The sequence below is a fragment of the Flavobacterium sp. U410 genome (genome assembly GCF_053570605.1).
Genome location: NZ_JBSEFI010000017.1, coordinates 51,299 through 69,539 on the forward strand (window position 1 = coordinate 51,299; position 18,241 = coordinate 69,539).

The 18,241-nt window shown below is 32.8% G+C and carries 13 protein-coding genes; 11 read left to right on the forward strand and 2 right to left on the reverse strand.

Annotated elements, in window-relative coordinates; translation table 11 throughout:
- Window positions 1-125: 125 nt before the first annotated feature.
- Both ACUSJC_RS11890 and ACUSJC_RS11895 read left to right on the forward strand, forming a co-directional pair.
- Window positions 126-3,326 (forward strand): glycosyltransferase family 117 protein, encoded by a 3,201-nt coding sequence (locus tag ACUSJC_RS11890; protein WP_449269787.1) that lies wholly within the window; start codon window positions 126-128, stop codon window positions 3,324-3,326.
- A gap of 43 nt (window positions 3,327-3,369) precedes the next feature.
- Window positions 3,370-4,002, forward strand: coding sequence for a polysaccharide deacetylase family protein (locus ACUSJC_RS11895; RefSeq protein WP_449269788.1), 633 nt, complete (start codon window positions 3,370-3,372; stop codon window positions 4,000-4,002).
- On the opposite strand, the gene ACUSJC_RS11900 is transcribed toward ACUSJC_RS11895, so the two are convergent.
- Complete coding sequence (locus ACUSJC_RS11900; RefSeq protein ID WP_449269789.1) at window positions 3,999-4,295, reverse strand: thioredoxin family protein; 297 nt, start codon at window positions 4,293-4,295, stop codon at window positions 3,999-4,001. The genes ACUSJC_RS11895 and ACUSJC_RS11900 overlap by 4 nt on opposite strands.
- A gap of 73 nt (window positions 4,296-4,368) precedes the next feature.
- Window positions 4,369-5,604 carry a metallophosphoesterase gene (locus ACUSJC_RS11905; RefSeq protein ID WP_449269790.1) on the reverse strand — a complete coding sequence of 412 codons (1,236 nt, stop codon included), beginning with the start codon at window positions 5,602-5,604 and terminating at the stop codon, window positions 4,369-4,371.
- A 487-nt stretch (window positions 5,605-6,091) separates the two neighbouring features.
- Here ACUSJC_RS11905 and ACUSJC_RS11910 point away from each other — a divergent pair, with 487 nt between their 5' ends.
- The 9 genes from ACUSJC_RS11910 (at window position 6,092) to polA (ending at window position 18,228) form a co-directional block, all read left to right on the forward strand.
- On the forward strand, window positions 6,092-7,900 hold the full coding sequence (locus tag ACUSJC_RS11910) for a tetratricopeptide repeat-containing sensor histidine kinase (protein ID WP_449269791.1): 1,809 nt from the start codon (window positions 6,092-6,094) through the stop codon (window positions 7,898-7,900).
- On the forward strand, window positions 7,900-8,610 hold the full coding sequence (locus ACUSJC_RS11915) for a LytR/AlgR family response regulator transcription factor (protein WP_449269792.1): 711 nt from the start codon (window positions 7,900-7,902) through the stop codon (window positions 8,608-8,610). Before ACUSJC_RS11910 ends, ACUSJC_RS11915 begins: the two co-directional genes overlap by 1 nt.
- Before the next feature lie 120 nt (window positions 8,611-8,730).
- The gene (locus ACUSJC_RS11920; RefSeq protein WP_449269793.1) at window positions 8,731-10,215 is read left to right on the forward strand and encodes a hypothetical protein; all 1,485 of its coding nucleotides are present in this window, start codon (window positions 8,731-8,733) and stop codon (window positions 10,213-10,215) included.
- A gap of 15 nt (window positions 10,216-10,230) precedes the next feature.
- Window positions 10,231-10,695 carry a T9SS type A sorting domain-containing protein gene (locus ACUSJC_RS11925; protein ID WP_449269794.1) on the forward strand — a complete coding sequence of 155 codons (465 nt, stop codon included), beginning with the start codon at window positions 10,231-10,233 and terminating at the stop codon, window positions 10,693-10,695.
- 3 nt (window positions 10,696-10,698) lie between these two features.
- A complete protein-coding gene (locus ACUSJC_RS11930; RefSeq protein WP_449269795.1) occupies window positions 10,699-12,150 on the forward strand; it encodes an Lcl domain-containing protein in 1,452 nt (483 codons plus the stop codon).
- Between the two features lie 56 nt (window positions 12,151-12,206).
- Complete coding sequence (locus tag ACUSJC_RS11935; RefSeq protein WP_449269796.1) at window positions 12,207-12,932, forward strand: hypothetical protein; 726 nt, start codon at window positions 12,207-12,209, stop codon at window positions 12,930-12,932.
- Window positions 12,933-12,945: 13 nt separating this feature from the next.
- Window positions 12,946-13,743: a T9SS type A sorting domain-containing protein gene (locus tag ACUSJC_RS11940; protein ID WP_449269797.1), complete on the forward strand. Its 798-nt coding sequence runs from the start codon at window positions 12,946-12,948 to the stop codon at window positions 13,741-13,743.
- A 218-nt stretch (window positions 13,744-13,961) separates the two neighbouring features.
- Window positions 13,962-15,269, forward strand: coding sequence for a T9SS type A sorting domain-containing protein (locus tag ACUSJC_RS11945; protein ID WP_449269798.1), 1,308 nt, complete (start codon window positions 13,962-13,964; stop codon window positions 15,267-15,269).
- 106 nt (window positions 15,270-15,375) lie between these two features.
- Window positions 15,376-18,228, forward strand: a complete 2,853-nt coding sequence (polA, locus tag ACUSJC_RS11950; RefSeq protein WP_449269799.1) for a DNA polymerase I — start codon at window positions 15,376-15,378, stop codon at window positions 18,226-18,228.
- Window positions 18,229-18,241 lie beyond the last annotated feature (13 nt).

Consider the following 18,241-nt stretch of genomic DNA (forward strand, 5'->3'; position numbering starts at 1 on the left):
GTAGTACATTTTTTTATCCCTGCAAATTTTTTCAAAAAAAATATTAAAAATTTTTTTTTGGCTTTTCTTTAAGCAAAAAAATAGTTTCTTTGTAAAAGTTTATAAGCGACGTTAAAACAATCTCTATGAGTTCATTCAATTTTAAGAAATGGAATACTATCCTTGGATGGGTTTCCTTTGCAATTGCATTAACCACCTATTCTTTAACTGTTGAACCTTCTATGAGTTTTTGGGACTGTGGTGAATATATCACAACTTCTGCTAAACTAGAAGTAGGTCACCCACCCGGAGCTCCGTTATTTCAAATGTTAGGTGCATTTTTTGCCATGTTTGCCGGCAGCCCAACTCAAGTTGCATTAATGGTAAACATGATGTCTGTTTTTTCTAGTGCATTTACCATTTTATTTATGTTTTGGTCATTAACCTTATTAATGAAAAGAATATTTATAAAAGAAGATGACAGCGATTCAAGTTATATCATGATTTTAGGTGGCTCATTCATAGCCTCTTTAGCTTATACCTTCTCAGACAGTTTTTGGTTTAATGCTGTTGAAGCAGAAGTTTATGCTATGGCTTCTTTCTTAATTGCAATTCTGTTTTGGCTTGGCTTGCGTTGGGAACAAGACATTGACACTCCAAGAGGAAATCGTTGGTTATTATTAATTTCATTAATTATTGGACTTTCTTTTGGTGTTCACTTTATGGCATTATTAACTTTGCCTTCTATCGGATTTCTTTATTTCTTCAAAAAATACAAAAACGTTACTACAAAAAGTTTTATCATTGCCAATATTGTTATTGTTGCAATCTTACTTTTCATATTCAAACTTCTTTTACCATACACTTTGGCTTTCTTCGGAAAAACAGAAATTTTCATGGTCAATAGTTTAGGTATGCCGTTCAACTCAGGTACTGTTTTTGCCTTTTTAGCTATTTTGGCTGTATTCTTCTTCGGCTTAAGATATACTCAAAAGAAGGGCTTTATTCTTTACAACACGATTTTATTATGCACTCTTTTCATCTTGATTGGATTTTCAACTTGGATGATGTTACCTATTCGTGCCAATGCTAATCCTCCGATTAACGAAAATAAACCATCAGATGCGGCTGAAGTTTTAGCGTATTATAACCGTGAGCAATATGGTGAACAAAAGCTGTTCTACGGACCACAATTTTCTGATACCTATTCAGGACTTGATGAAAACACCCCATATTTAGACGGAAAACCTAACTACGAAAGAGACTACAAAACCGGAAAATATGTAATTACAAACAACTACATCAATTCTGTTCAAAATACTGATGATAATCACAAAGCATTCTTACCTAGAATGTGGAGTAGTGAACACAATGTAAACTACATGATGTTTACAGAACCTCTTGATTTTAGAATCAAACCGGAATATGCTGACGAACAAGAATTAGTTGAAGTGGTTGCTGAGTTTAGAAGTGGTTTTAGTCAAGGAAAATTTGATTTAGACGACTATGATAAGTTTCTTAAAGGATATGGCGAATATTTAATTGTTGAAAAGCCAAGTTTCTTTAATAATATCAAATTCATGTTCCAATATCAATTTGGTCACATGTATTGGCGCTATCTAATGTGGAACTTCACCGGAAGACAAAACGACAAACAATGGCGTGGTGATGATTTAGACGGAAACTGGATCAGCGGAATTCCTATAGTAGATTCTGCAAGGCTTGGTTCACAGAAAAACTTAACTTCTGACATGCTAAACAACAAAGGAAGAAACACTTATTATTTCCTACCTCTTATCTTAGCATTAATCGGAATGATTTATCATGCCAAAAAAGATCTTAAAAGTTTTTATGTTTTATTAGCTTTATTCCTTTTCACAGGCTTAGCTTTAAAGATCTATCTTAATGAAAGACCTTTTGAGCCTAGAGAACGTGATTATGCCTTAGTAGGCTCATTTTATGTATTTGCAATGTGGATGGCTTTTGGAGCTTACTCACTATATGACGGATTAAAAAAATATCTAAGTCCAAAAGTTATAGTTCCTTCAGTTTTGGCCGTTTGTTTCTTAACTTCTCCACTTTTGATGGCAAAAGAAAACTGGGACGACCACGACAGAAGTAATCGCTATACAGCTATTGCTATGGCAAAAGCGTACTTAGATTCATGTGACGAAAATGCCATCCTATTTACTATCGGAGACAATGACACATTCCCTTTATGGTATGCGCAAGAAATTGAAGGGTATCGTACCGACGTTAGAATTGTAAACACTAGTTTATTCATGACAGATTGGTACATTGACCAAATGAAAAGAAAAGCATATAATTCAGATCCGGTGCCAATTTCTTTTACAAGAGATCAATACAAAGGAAGTAATCGCGATTACAGTTTCTTATTAGAACGTACTAAAGATTCCCTTTCATTGGATGATTTTATTAAATTTTTATCTTTAGATGATGAAAGAGCTAAAATTCAAATGAGAAGTGGCCAATGGATTAACTATTTCCCAACTAATAAAGTTTTCATCCCTATTGATAAAGAGACTATCATCAAAAACAAAGTTGTTTCCCCTAAATTCTACGATTCAATTGTACCTACAATGGAATTTAAAATCAAAGGTGATGCGTTGTACAAAAACCGCTTGATGATGTTAGACATCGTTAACACCAATAATTGGAAACGTCCTATTTATTTTACCGGAGGAAGTTTTGGAGAGGATGACTACTTGTGGATGAAAGACTATTTAGAGTTAGATGGTTTATGTTTTAAACTAGTTCCTGTTAAAACTCCTCAAAAAGGCAAACCTAATCCAATGGAAATGGGAGCTATCGATACTGATAAAATGTATGACATTGTTACCAAATGGTATTGGGGAAATAGCGGTAGTCCTGAAATCTATCACGATCCTGAGACCAGAAGAAATGGTATTACTTACAGAACCAACATGGCTAGACTAATGGAGGCTTTGATTATTGAAGGTAAAAATCAAAAAGCTGAAAAAATAATTGATTTAGCAATGGAGAAAATGCCGGTTAAATACTTTGAATATTATACTATCGTTGAGCCCTTTGCTCAAGGATACTATGAAGTAGGCAAGAAAGATAAAGCAAGAAAATTATTAACAGAGCTTATTTCTAAATATCAAGAAGAGTTAACTTTCTTTAATAGCATGACTGCTAACGAACGTTATGATTATCGCTACGACATTGTAAGTAGTATTGAACGCTATAGAAGCTTATTAGAATACATGAAAGATGCTAAAGACACCGAATTCTATAATCAAGAGAAAGTAAAATTCAACAATTACAACAAACTTTTCCCTGAATTTAGAAGAGAAATGGAATAAACCAGAAAAAGCCACGATTTATGATCGTGGCTTTTTTAACTATATGAATTGGGTTAAAACATATAAAATCATCAAGTTTTTGTTTCCAAAGTATCTTTGGTCAGTTCCGAATGCCGAAAAAAAAGTGTATCTCACTTTTGATGACGGTCCGATTCCGGAGATAACCGAATGGGTTTTGAATCTTTTAAAAGAAGAAAATATTCCGGCAACCTTTTTCTGTATTGGTGACAATATTAAAAAACATCCCGATATCTTTAAAAAAGTAATTGCAGCAGGACATTCTGTTGGCAACCACACTTTCAATCACTTAAAAGGATGGAAAACGTCAGCCAAAGAGTATATTCAAAATTTTGAAGCTTGCGAAAATATCATTTCACAAGAAGCAAAAACAGCACAAAAGCTTTTTCGCCCTCCTTACGGAAAGATTAAGCCTTCACAAGCCAGAATCATTCGTAAAAAAGGCTATACAATTGTCATGTGGGATATTATTACTTATGATTTTGATGCCAACACTTCTACAGAAGTTTGTATTCAAAATGTTGTAAAGAATGTGCAAAACGGAAGCATTATCGTATTTCACGACAGTAAGAAAGCTTGGCCTAACTTGCAAGTAGCCCTCCCGGAAGTAATAAAAGCGTTAAAAAGTAAGGGATTTGAGTTTGGAAAACTAGATTAAGCCTGCTCTTGAACTAAAGCTATTAATGTATTTGCATCTAACTCTCCGCTTTGACGCCAAACCATTTGTCCTGCTTTATAGATCATTAAAGTTGGTAAACCTTTCACTCTTAGAGCATCGGCTAATTCTCTGTTTTTTTCCACATCAATTTTAATTACCCTTGCTTTATCGCCTAATGCTGCAGCAACATCACGGATCACTTCGTTCATGGCTACAGACGAATCGTTCCATTCTGTAAAAAAATCAATTAGTACAGGAACTCTAGCATCAATTAACTCTCCAAATTTTGACATAAAATTGATTTTAAAGGATCAAAAAATACGTTTTTCGTAGAAAACAATATACAAATGTAGCATTTTTACTGAATTAAGCTATATTTTCTCCTTTTTTTAGTTCAATAACCGTAATTTCTGGCATAATCCCCACTCTTCCAGGATAAGCATGAAAGCCAAATCCGCGATTAACATATACATAGCGCCCTAGATTTTCATACAATCCTGCCCATTGCTTATATACATATTGCACCGGACTCCATTTGATCCAACCGGGAACTTCAATTCCAAACTGAAATCCGTGTGTATGCCCAGAAAGCGTTAAATGGTAATTATTCGGGTGATTTTTAACTTCATATTCCCAATGACTTGGATCATGACTCATTAATATCTTAAAATCATTTTCTTGTATTCCTTGAGAGGCTTTCCTTAAATCACCAGCCTGTTTAAAGTTCTTACCCCAATTTTCAACTCCAACTAATTTAATGGAATCAGAGCCTTTTTTAATCTCAACGTTTTCATTAAGTAATAAGTTGAAATCTATTTTTTGATGTAAATCTTTTATTGCTTTAAAATTTTCTTCTTTAGCTTCCTTAGAATTCCAATCATAATATTCCCCATAATCATGATTCCCTAAAACTGAATATTTCCCTAAAACCGGTTGGTGAATTTTTTTAAACGTATCAATCCAAGGATCCATTTCAGAAGCATGTGTATTCACGATATCACCGGTAAACAATACTAAATCTGATTGCTGTTCGTTAATCAAATCAATAGCATATTGGATTTTCTCTGCATCGTCAAAACTTCCACTATGAATATCTGAAATATGTGTAATTGTTGTTCCGTCAAAACTTTCTGGTAGATCCGGAAAAAACAAGGTTTGCTTCATTACTTTAAAATTGTATTTTCCTTTGGTCATACCATACAAAAGCGATGTAAAAGGAACGGCAGCTAAAACTAAAGCCATTTGACTCACAAATTTTCTTCGTTCCGGTAAAAAACTCACTGTTGTTTCTTCACTTTTTGAAAAATATTGGAAAGTACCTTGAAACAATCTGAAGACATCTTCCGAAAACAACGTTAACGTTAAAATAATTTTAGGCAAATACAACAATAGAAGTAAACCAATAGTCCACTGAAAACGTTTATCCTGAGCTGTATTTCTATCAAACGTAAAAAAGTAATAGGCTAAATAAAGTAAAAAGACCACAGATATTATTCCGTAGATCAACAATACCCATTTCGATTTGGCAGCGGTTTTAACTGCTTGAAAAGAATATATTTCTATAAAAAGAAAGATCAATATTGGGACAATAATACGATACATAAATCAATATTTTATGCAAAGTAACTAATTCTTCTCCTAGAAATTTGATTCTCAATAAAGTTTAACGAGATTCTAACAATTACTTATAGTATAAATAGCACAATTAAGTTTAAAATTAAAACCAGAACTGAAATAGCAAAAATTAAATTATATGGATCAACTAACTTATTCATGTTTCAAAGCTAGTCAATAAAGATTTTTAGATATTTATAAAGTTCACGAAAGCTCTATTTCTTTCCATAAAACCTCATTTTCGGATTATGAAACTTTATGATCTACTAGAAAAAACACATTTTTTCGCTCCAAATTGATTTATTTCTTATTTAATCCCATTCCACTTGATAACATTTTTATTTTGTTTCTTTAAAATAATATTAAATTTGGATAGTAAGTCTTTTATATGAAAACAAAACTACTCTTAACTTATTGTTTCCTATTTGCTTTTTTTCTGCCTCATAGTAGTCATGCACAAGATGTAATTGACTCTTTGAAAAAGAGCCTAGCAGAAAGTAAAAACGATAAAGAAAAAATCAAAATTCTAAATGATTTGAGTTGGGAAATTGCTCCTACTGATTACGATTCTTCAATTGCTTTTGCAGAAGAAGCTTTGTCAATGGCCAAAAAAAAACATCCTAAACTTGAAGCTGAAGCTTATACCTGTTTAGGTTCTGCTAATGATTTACATGGAAAATATGATTTGGCAATTTTAAATTATCAAAAAAGTTTTGAAGGTTACAAAAGTATTAAAGATGAAACTGGCATGGCCAAAGTATACCTCAATATAGGCGCTAGTTTTTATTATCGTGGTGTTTTTGCTAAAGCACTTGAAAATTACTTGGAAGCCGCTAAAATTCAAGAGAAAATTAAGGATGAAGAAACTCTCGCTAAGACACTGAACAACATTGGTTTAATTTATCGAACCAAAAACAACAACCAAAAAGCGTTAGAATACTTTTCTAAATCATTAAAGATTAAAAAACGATTAAATGATAAAAAAGGTGTTTGTTACACCTATAGTAATATCGGTATTATTCATCAAAACCAAAAACATTGCGATAGCGCGTTATGGTATGCCAATGCTTCTTTAAAATTATCCGAAGAATTGCAAAGTCCATTTGATATTGGAACTTCATTAGTAAATATTGGCGAAGCTTACTTTTGTTTAGAAAATTATAAAGATGCTAAAAAATTCTATTTTGATGCCGAAAAAATATTAATAAAAAATACCGATGAAAACACTTTAGCTTTTTGCTACAAAGGTTTAGGAAACGTTTTTGAAAAAGAACACAACTTTGAAAAAGCTCTTGAATATTATGAAAAAGGAATTCAATATGCTAAAGCTACCGAACGCAATGAACTTTTAAGTGATTTATATCGTTCCGTTTATGAAATCGAAGAAAAATTACAACATCCAGAAAAAGCCTTAAACTATTACAAGTTGTATTCCCAAATGAAAGATTCGGTTTTTTCAATTGAATCGAACAGAAACTTGAACGAATTGGAAATTGTTTACGAAACAGATAAAAAACAAAAGCTAATTGAAGAAAAAGAAGCAGAACAAAAACGTTTACACAATTACATTATTGCTTTAGGCTTAGTGCTACTTATTGTCATTTCGAGTATTTATATTGTAAACAAACAAAGAAGAAAATTAGCCAGCCAAAAGAAAATTTTGGAAACATTGGTCGATGAAAAAAACACATTGTTAAAAGAAACACATCATCGCGTAAAAAACAACTTTCAAATTGTTTCCAGTTTGTTGTATTTACAATCGGAAAGTTTACAAAACAAAGCCGCTATAGATGCAATACGCGAAGCACAAAACAGAGTTCGCTCGATGATTTTAATTCACCAACGGTTATATAATAGAGATGAAATTGTTGGGATTAATGCCAAAGAATACATTACGGATTTAGTTAATGATTTAACCGAATATCAAGCGACCAAAATTGAAAATTTAAAAACAGAAATTTCGGTTGAAAATCTTGTGTTTAATGTAGACACTATTACTCCAATTGGTTTAATTGTAAACGAATTGGTGACCAATATTATCAAACATGCTTTTGATGAACGTTTTACAAATCCGATAATTAAAGTTAATCTACATAAACAAGACGAAGAAGTAATTTTAACAGTTTCCGATAATGGAAAAGGATTGGTAAAAGAACCTAATCCCGATTCTTTTGGAATAAAATTAATCCATTCTTTATCTAAAAAATTAAAAGGAAAAGTTACTTTTACAAGAGAAAATGGCACAACTGTAACTATAATAATGAAACGTTTTACTTTAGTCTAATGAATAGAATTTACATAGTTGAAGACGAACTGCTAATTGAGCAAACTATTGAAACGGCTCTAAAAAAGTATCATTATCAAATTGTGGGTGATGCCGATAATATTGAAGATGCCTACGAAGAGATTTCCGAAATTAAACCAAGTTTAGTTCTTTTAGATATTACATTAGAAGGAAAAGGAGACGGAATTGATTTGGCTAAAAAAATTGATGCTGAATTAAAAATTCCTTACATCTTCATTACTTCTTTGTCTGATCCTATGACTATCCAACGCATTAAAGAATGCAATCCGGTAGGCTATATTGTAAAACCTTTTACAGAAGAAAACTTATTGGCAAACGTAACCTTGGGTTTATTCAAAAAAAACACGGAACAAACTAAAATAGAACCTGAAAAAACTATCGATGACTTCTTTGTAAAACATCAAGGCAAAATGGTAAAAGTTCCTGCAATAGAGGTAAGCCATTTTGAAGCCTATGACAACTATTGCTTTCTCCATACCAACGACAATAAATTTTTGATTACACATACCTTAAAATCGGTTGAAGAAAAATTACCTCAACACCATTTTTTAAGAGTACATCGTTCTTTTGTAATCAATATTAAACATATCGATTTCATTGACGAAAGTAATGTATATGTAAACAGTCATAAAATATCTGTTGGTAAGTCGCACCGAGATGAATTACTAAAAATGATAAATCTACTCTAATCATTCACCCATAAAAAAAATACTTTCACCCTACTAATTTGGTCATTCACTAAAAAAACATTTTTTATAAATTATTGATTTTTAAGCATTTGTATTTTTACAGCGTTAAAATCATTAACTATGAAAAATTCTTTACTACTACTTACTACTTTATTATTTAGTTTTTTTACGACTAATAGTTTTGCACAACCTTCTGATGCAGAAATTGTTTCTTTATTAAAAGGAAAAGGTGCTATCGATGTAAAATTTACCAGTGCAAAAGGAACTGTTCATACTACTGTTACTGAAAAATGGTACGAACGCACCGCAGAAAGCAAATGGAAAACAGAAATTCCAAATATTTATCGTTGGGAACGTTCCGATTATCGCTATGATTTCAGAGGTGGAAAATGGTCGTATAACAGAACGTATTTTGGTTCTGGATGGTACGATGGCATTCCAAATCCCACGGAAAAAGAAATAGTTTCAATCTTAGAAAACTCAATGGTGGGTTACCAAGGAGCTTATTTCCAAAAACCGGTTTTTAAATTAACTAAAGAACCAAAATTCAATTGGCATACTTTCAACAGTGTAGAATTTAATGTAGAAGCGGTTTATTTTAAAAAAGTAAGCTATACCGAATTCCAAAAAGTAAAAGCCACATTCCCAGTACGTTTATACAAAGATTGCGGCAACGGAAAATATGACAATACTGCAAAAAAAATCTTTAAAGACGCTTCTTGGCTTCCTGTTCAAATGGCTATGATTTCAAATAGTTATGGAAAAGAAGAAGTATTAGAAACCAAAAAAATTAGCAGTGAAGAAGCCGAAAATCTTCGCAACATGCAAGAAATGTATGGCGATGAGATTGCTAAAAATCAATTAGCGGCAATGGGTTCTATCGATATTCCTGCTTTTAAAAATGATAAAGAAGCTATTGTTTGGATTCACAATATAATGTATAGTGGCGATGCCAAAAAAGCAGAGTTAATGGCGTATCACATGCTTTCTTCATTTTATTTCGAAAATGGATCTGAAGCTACTTTAAACGAAAGAGGAAAACAATTAGTAGAGAACATCAAGAATGGTGTAAAAACGTATGCTACCATTTACTGCGAACATCCAAGTATAAAACACCAACAAAGCGGAATGTTACAATTCTATGATCGAGACAACTATTCTTTTGGTAGAATTGCGGTTCAAAAAGAAGGGGATGTTTATAAAATATCAGATTTAGAGTTTGCTTATGCCCCTAATTCTTCACAAATCAATGCTTGTAAACAAGCTGCTGATAAAAATTGTGCTGAAGGAATTAACACGGGAATTACTGCTGGTCCAGAAAAGTTCAACATTGGCGACAATGTAATTGTAAATTGGAACGGTCAAGGAAAAGACTTTTATACCGGAAAAATAACCAAAATAGATGAATACAATAGCAACCGCTACTTTGTAACATTTGACGAAATTCAAAGTGCTTGGATTGATGGAAAATTCATTGGTAAACGTGGTGAAATTGCAAAAGAGGAAACTGCAACTCAAAATAATACTTCAAACACTAATTCTACAACTAATCAATTGAAAAAGGAAAGTAAACTTAAAGGTTTAGGAAAAAAATTCGGGATTTAATTATATAAGAAAAAGATGAAATCATTATTGACTGGATTTTGTGTATTGGCTATTAATATAATATTAGCTCAAGAAAATAGTGTTAGTGCTGGTGGCGAAACAATTGGTTCTGGAGGCTCATCAAGCTATAGCATTGGACAAACTAATTACGCTTTTCAAACCGACGGAAATATAAATATAATTGAAGGTGTACAGCAACCTTATGAAATATCAGTTCTTGAGATAAAAGACTTTGGATTGATAGAAAATATTAGTGTGTTTCCAAACCCGACTACGCAATTCGTTACGATTTCTATACAGGAATTTGAAGGTTTAGAGTTTCAATTATTTGATATCAACGGGCGATTAATCCAATCAGGAAAACTAAGTAATTCAAAAACTACAATTAATGTTAGCCAACTACCACAAGCTACATTTCTACTAAACATTTTAAAAAATAACAGCATTGGCAATACTTTCAAAATAATTAAAAAAGACTAACTCATGAAAAAAATATTAACTCTTTTATCTTTTCTAATTTTCACAATTTCTTGGTCACAAACTCCAGAAAAAATGAGCTATCAAACAGTGATTAGAGATAATGCTAATCAACTTTTGGCAAACCAATCTGTTGGTATTCAAATAAGCATTTTACAAGGTTCTGCTTCTGGAAGTTCTATTTACAGTGAAACACACAACCCAACTTCAAATGCAAATGGTTTAGTAACCTTTGAAATCGGAAACGGAACTACTTCTGACAATTTTTCTAGTATAGATTGGTCAAACGGACCTTATTTTATTAAGACAGAAATCGATCCGTTAGGTGGAAATAGTTATACTATAACAGGTACTAACCAATTTTTAAGTGTACCTTATGCTTTATATGCAGAAACTTCTGGAAACGGACAAGGACCAGCAGGAGCTGATGGTGTTGGAATTATATCAACTGTTAACAATGGAAATGGAACATATACTTTCAATTATTCTGATGGTTCATCTTTTACAACTGCTAATTTAACAGGTCCATCTGGAAATGGATTTACAAACGGAACACAACCAGGCGAAATAAAATACTGGGATGGAACAAATTGGATTTCTTTACCTCCATCTACAAACAATAATTATTATCTAACTTTTTGCAGTGGTCAACCAATGTGGACTAATAGTTATTGCCCAGCAGAAGTGAATGCATTAAATTGTGGTTCAGCAAGTACTACTAGTTCCGTTTACGCAATGGTAAACACCGTTGGAGTTAGTGTACTTTTACCTTACACAGGCGGAAATGGAGGCCCATACAGTGGTCAAACTATTACATCAACTGGTGTAACAGGATTAACGGCAACATTAAATAATGGGACTGTAACAAACGGAAGCGGAAATTTAACTTTAGCAATAACAGGAATTCCTTCAGGAACAGGTACTGCGAATTTCTCAATAAGTTTTGGTGGACAAACGTGTACATTTAGTGTTTCGGTACAAGCACTAACTATAGGAACTTCTTATGGCGGAGGTATTGTTGCATATATTTTGCAATCTGGGGATCCTGGCTATTCTGCTAGTGAAATGCACGGATTAATTGCTGCAAACGCAGATTTATTGAGCTCTTATGGCTGGGGTTGTGCAGGTATCGTTGTTGGAGGAACAAGTATGAACCTAGGAACCGGAGCAGCAAATACCATCCAAATTACAAGTGTTTGTGGTGCTGGCACAGCTGCACAGTCCTGTGATGCACAAACAATAAATGGATACACAGATTGGTACTTACCTAGCGTGAACGAACTTCTAGCTATTTATCCTAATGCTGGGTTAATTGGCGGATTTATTGCGCAACGTTATTGGTCAAGTTCGGAACAAAGTTCTACATCTGCACGTTCTGTTGATTTTGCAACTGGCACAGTATACGCTGCAAATGCGAAAACTAATGGGTATCAGGTTAGGGCAGTACGTTCGTTCTAATTATTTGTTTTCTTAAATCAACTAGCTAAAGAAGTTCAAAACATAAAAAATAACTAATGAAAAATTTACTCTTAATCTTAACTATTATGACATTACATGCATGTTCAAAAACAACTGGAGATCATCCTTCTGATGCAGAAATAACGGATTTATTAAAAGAAAAAGGTGCTATTGAAGTTCGTTTTACAAGCGACGAAGGAACGGTTCATACTACACCTACTGAAAAATGGTACGAGCGCACCGCAGAAAGCAAATGGAAAACCGATGTGGATAACGTATATCGTTGGGAACGTTCAGATTATCGCTATGACTTTGTTGGAGACAAATGGGTTTACAATAGAAGTTATTTTGGCAGCGGCTGGTATGATGGTGTTCCAAATCCTACAGAGGAAGAAATTGTTAAAATCTTACACGATTCAAGAGCAGGTTACCAAGGTGCTTATTTTGAAAAACCAGTTTTTAAACTAGCGGAAGATCCAAAGTTTAATTGGCATACTTTCAATAGTGTTGAATTTATGGTGGAAGCAAAGTATTACAAAAAACTAAGCTATACTGAATTCCAAAAAGTTAAAGCCGCTTTTCCTGTGCGCTTATACAAAGACTGTGGTGGTGGAGTTTACAATAACAGTGTAAAGGAAATTTTAAAAGACGCCGCTTGGTTACCAGTTCGTATTTACTTGATTTCAACTGATTATGGTAAAGAAGAAATTTTAGAAACCAAAACAGTAGATAGCACCGAAGCAGACAACCTTGAAAATATGATAGAAGTTTATCCTCATTAAAATAAAAGACATTATGAAAAAACAATTACTCTTTTTAGCAACATTCTTTACATTAACAGCAATTGCACAAACCACAGCCATTCCTGATGCAAATTTTGAACAAAAACTAATTGATTTAGGAATAGACACCAATGGATTAAATGGTAATATTTTAGATACTGATGCTGCAGCAGTAACATCACTTGATATTTCTTTACAGTTTGTAATTAATGACATTACAGGAATTGAAGCTTTTGTTAATTTAACCCATTTTAATTGTGCTTTAAACAATATTGGAGCGTTAGATTTATCTCAAAACACAGCACTTCAAGTTTTAAATACTTCAGGTAATATTTACACATCAATAGATTTATCAAACAATCCAAACTTAATTGATGTAGATGTTAGGGGATCTTTTCTTACAACTGTAAACTTAAGAAATGGCAATAATGCTGCTATCACTAGTTTTTATGCAAATACAAGTCCAAATTTAACATGTGTATTTGTTGACAATGCAACTAATAGTTATTCTGGTTGGTACATTGATGCTAATGGAAGTTATGTTAACAACGAAACCGAATGTGCAAATTTGAGTTCAAACTCTTTTAATGAGACCACTTTTGTAATTTATCCAAATCCTGTTTCTGATTTCTTATCAATCACTTCTGAAAATACAATTTCTAAAACAGAAATATTTGATTTATCTGGTAAAAAAATCTTAGAAAGCAAACAAAACACACTTGATGTTAAATCTTTTTCTAGCGGAATTTATGTGGCAAAAGTATCCGACAACAATGGTAATATTTCAGTACTAAAATTTTGCAAGAAATAATTGTAAACTATGAAAATCATAAAAAAATCGATAGAAAAATACCGCTTAGAACTGCTTTTAACAGCGCTTTACGGTACCATAATTTGGATTGTAATTCAAATACTTTTTATATAAACATTTTAAATCTTAACTACTTATGAAATCGCCACTAAAAACAAAAATCCAATAATTAAAAAGGCGATACCATATGTTACTTATAACAAATAAATTATAAACATATGAAAACAAAATTATTTTTAGTAAGCTTATTAGCTTCATTTTGGGCAAATGCTCAAACTACATCCATTGCAGATTTTTATTTTGAACAATATCTTGTAGATCAAGGATTTGACACAAACGGCATGAATGGAAATATTTTAAATTCTGATGCTCAAGCAGTTACCAGTTTAGATATGACTGATTTAAACATTACTAATTTATCTGGTATTGAAGCTTTTACAAACCTTACGCATATATATTGTGTGAGTTGCAATTTAACTACAGTTGATTTATCGAATAATCCTAACATTAACACAATTAATCTTCGGGTTAATTATAATCTTTCATCCTTCACTTTCCCTACTGTTGCTACCAATCTTTTTGAAGTGAATTTAAGCGGTTGCAATTTATCTTCATTAACGCTACCATCTGCCACAACTATTAGAAAACTTTATATCGATGAAAACCCAATTAGCTCAATAGATTTATCGAATTCAACATCGCTGCAACAAATAACGGCTAACAATTGCAATCTCAATGGAATTAATATCACCAATCTTTATCTTAATAGATTAGAACTTAACAATAATCCTATTGGTTCAATAAATTTAACAGGTCAATTAGGACTTAGTGTATTAAAAGTTAGTAATTGTAACCTAAATTCCTTAAATCTTACAGATTGCGACAACTCACTTAATACAATAGATTGTTCTAATAACAATTTAAATACACTAGACTTTACAAATCAGACCAATATTCAGTTTTTAAATTGTAGCAATAATAATTTAACAAGCTTGGTTATTCCAGCAACTGTGAAAAAACTATATGCATCAAATAATAGTATTGCAAATAACCTTGATTTAAGCAATTCTACTGATTTAATGGAATTAGACTTATATGGAAATGATTTTCAGAAAATTAACTTAGCTGGTGATAATGATAGCAGTTATGCTTTTTTCGATTTAAACGGAAATCCAAATTTAGACTGTGTGCAAGTTAATGATCCGTCAGCAATGATTACAAATGGTTGGGATTTTTTCATCAGTTCAGCATCCTTTTCAACAGATTGTTATACTTTATCATCAAACCATTTTGAACAAAACAACTTCTCATTATATCCTAATCCTGTAGAAAATCAATTTACTATTTCATCAAATAACAATGAAGAAATAAAAACTATAGAAATTTACAACATACAAGGACAATTAGTTAAAACAGAATTAAATTCTAACACAACCGCAACAGAAAACTTAACACCAGGTTTTTACTTGGCAAAACTAACTTCTTATGACGGTAAAGAAGCGAATATAAAATTTTTGAAAAAGTAAGTAGTTAAGTAATTTTTCGAATCCCGTTAAATAAGAGTTCTCAAAAGGAACTCTTATTTTTTTAAAATAATATTCTACCTTTGTTTAGGAACCAATTACATTTCAAATGTCACAAAAACGATTATTTCTACTCGATGCTTACGCTTTAATTTTTAGAGGATATTACGCTTTTATTAAAAACCCAAGAATCAACTCAAAAGGGATGGATACATCTGCCATTATGGGTTTTATGAACTCTTTGATGGACGTAATTCGTCGCGAAAAACCAGACCATTTAGCCGTAGCGTTTGACAAAGGTGGAAGTGATTATCGTTTGGAAATGTTCCAAGAATACAAAGCCAATCGTGAAGAAACGCCGGAAGCTATCAAAATTGCCGTTCCTTATATTCAGGAATTATTGAGCGCCATGCAAATTCCAATCATGGAAAAAGCAGGTTTTGAAGCCGATGATTTAATTGGAACATTAGCAAAACAAGCTGAAAAACAAGGCTACCAAGTTTTTATGGTAACTCCTGATAAAGATTTTGCTCAATTAGTTTCTGAAAATATTTTTATGTATCGCCCGGCTCGAATGGGTAACGATATCGAAATTTGGGGAATTCCTGAGGTTCAAGCAAAATTTGAAGTTGAACATCCTTTACAAGTAATTGACTTTTTAGCGATGATGGGTGATGCTGTCGATAACATTCCGGGGTTACCGGGTGTTGGCGAAAAAACCGCAAAAAAATTCTTAGCACAATATGGTTCTATCGAAAATCTTTTAGCCAACACTCACGAGCTAAAAGGCAAAATGAAAGAAAACATCGAAGCCAATAAAGAAAAAGGAATCCTGTCTAAAAAATTGGCCACTATCCTACTCGATTGTCCGGTTGAGTTTGATGAAAAAGATTTTGAATTGTCTAAACCCGATGTGGAAAAAACGGACGCTATTTTTCAAGAATTGGAGTTCCGTCAAATGAAAACACAATTCGACAAGCTTTTTGGTTCGGGTAAAGAATATGATGAAATTTCTACAAATGATGTTCTCGACTCCACTCGAACTGACAATAAAAAAAGCCAAAAGCCAAAAGCCAAAAGTTCAGAAAATCAAATGGATTTATTCGGTTTTAGTGATGAAGAAGAAACACCAACCAACTCTTTTTATGCCACTCTAGAATCAACCGAACATTTTTATCAAATCGTGCAAGGCGATTTAGGTTTAAAGTTGTTTTTACAAAATTTAGAAAAGCAAACTTCCGTTTGTTTTGATACCGAAACGACAGGAATTGATGCTTTAAATGCCGAATTGGTTGGAATTGCTTTTTCATGGGAAAAGGGAAAAGGTTTTTACGTTCCGTTTCCGGAAAACCAAGAGGAAGCAAAAGTTTTAGCCGAAAAATTTATTCCGTTTTTCTCTAATGAAAATATTGAGAAAATTGGTCAAAACATGAAATATGACATTAAAATTTTGGCTAACTACGGTATTGAAATCAAAGGGAATTTGTTTGACACTATGATTGCGCATTATTTGATCAATCCAGACATGCGTCACAATATGGATGTATTGAGCGAAACCTATTTAAAATATTCGCCTAAACCTATTGAAACTTTAATTGGTAAAAAAGGAAAAAACCAATTATCCATGCGTCAGGTTGAAGTAGAAGCGGTAAAAGAATACGCGGTGGAAGATGCTGATATTACGTTACAATTAAAACAACATTTTCAGCCTATTTTAGAGCGTGTTGGCACCAAAAAACTATTCGATGAAATTGAAATTCCGTTAGTAGAAGTTTTAGCAGCCATGGAACGCGAAGGCATTCGTTTAGATGTCGATTTCTTAAAAGCGATGTCAACCGATATGGCGAAAGAAATTGCCGCTTTCGAACAAAAAATATACGACGAAGCCGGTGAAACATTCAATTTGGCTTCGCCAAAACAATTAGGTGATATTTTATTCGACAAACTTAAAATTGGCGGTTCAAAACCTAAGAAAACCAAAACCGGTCAATATGCAACGGGCGAAGAGGTGCTAAGTTATTTAGCCAAAGACAACGAAATTGTACAACATATTTTAGAATGGCGCCAAATGGTAAAATTACAAAATACCTATGTTGACGCTTTGCCTAACCAAGTGGATCCAAAAACCAATCGTGTTCATACTGATTATATGCAAACGGTTGCTGCAACAGGTCGTTTGAGTTCTAACAATCCGAACTTACAGAATATTCCGATTCGTACCGAACGTGGTCGTCAAATTCGTAAAGCATTTATTGCTCGTGATGAAAATTACACCTTGTTAGCTGCCGATTATTCTCAAATTGAATTGCGCATTATTGCTGCTTTATCGGGCGAAGAAAATATGATTAAAGCCTTCCAAAATCACGAAGATATTCACCGAAGTACCGCTGCAAAAGTGTTCAATGTAGCTTTAGAAGAAGTTACCAAAGAGCAACGTAGCAATGCCAAAACGGTAAACTTCGGAATTATTTATGGCGTTTCTGCTTTTGGATTGAGTAACCAAACCGATTTAACTCGTAGCGAAAGTGCTGCTTTAATCGATGCGTATTACAAAACCTATCCAAGATTAAAAGCGTACATTCAAGAACAAATTGAATTTGCTCGCGAACATGGCTATGTAGAAACAGTTTCAGGAAGAAGACGTTATTTAAAAGATATTAATTCGGCTAATGCTGTAGTTCGTGGTGCTGCCGAACGAAATGCGGTGAATGCACCAATTCAAGGAAGTGCTGCCGACATTATCAAAATTGCGATGATTAACATTTACAGACGATTGAAAGCTGAAAATTGGAAATCAAAAATGTTATTGCAAGTTCATGACGAATTGGTGTTTGATGTGCACAACTCAGAATTAGAAAAAATAAAACCGATGATTCAACACGAAATGGAAAATGCGTTTAAACTTAAAGTTCCGTTAGTGGTTGATATGGGCGAAGGAAATAATTGGCTGGAAGCGCATTGATTTTAGTATTCTT

Excerpts from the sequence above, each read along its gene's own strand:
- ACUSJC_RS11920 (WP_449269793.1), top strand. The coding sequence starts at position 8,731 with ATGAAAAATTCTTTACTACTACTTACTACTTTATTATTTAGTTTTTTT.
- ACUSJC_RS11900 (WP_449269789.1), bottom strand. The coding sequence starts at position 4,295 with ATGTCAAAATTTGGAGAGTTAATTGATGCTAGAGTTCCTGTACTAATT.
- ACUSJC_RS11945 (WP_449269798.1), top strand. The coding sequence starts at position 13,962 with ATGAAAACAAAATTATTTTTAGTAAGCTTATTAGCTTCATTTTGGGCA.
- ACUSJC_RS11935 (WP_449269796.1), top strand. The coding sequence starts at position 12,207 with ATGAAAAATTTACTCTTAATCTTAACTATTATGACATTACATGCATGT.
- ACUSJC_RS11890 (WP_449269787.1), top strand. The coding sequence starts at position 126 with ATGAGTTCATTCAATTTTAAGAAATGGAATACTATCCTTGGATGGGTT.
- ACUSJC_RS11940 (WP_449269797.1), top strand. The coding sequence starts at position 12,946 with ATGAAAAAACAATTACTCTTTTTAGCAACATTCTTTACATTAACAGCA.
- ACUSJC_RS11930 (WP_449269795.1), top strand. The coding sequence starts at position 10,699 with ATGAAAAAAATATTAACTCTTTTATCTTTTCTAATTTTCACAATTTCT.
- ACUSJC_RS11895 (WP_449269788.1), top strand. The coding sequence starts at position 3,370 with ATGAATTGGGTTAAAACATATAAAATCATCAAGTTTTTGTTTCCAAAG.
- ACUSJC_RS11905 (WP_449269790.1), bottom strand. The coding sequence starts at position 5,604 with ATGTATCGTATTATTGTCCCAATATTGATCTTTCTTTTTATAGAAATA.
- ACUSJC_RS11915 (WP_449269792.1), top strand. The coding sequence starts at position 7,900 with ATGAATAGAATTTACATAGTTGAAGACGAACTGCTAATTGAGCAAACT.
- ACUSJC_RS11925 (WP_449269794.1), top strand. The coding sequence starts at position 10,231 with ATGAAATCATTATTGACTGGATTTTGTGTATTGGCTATTAATATAATA.
- polA (WP_449269799.1), top strand. The coding sequence starts at position 15,376 with ATGTCACAAAAACGATTATTTCTACTCGATGCTTACGCTTTAATTTTT.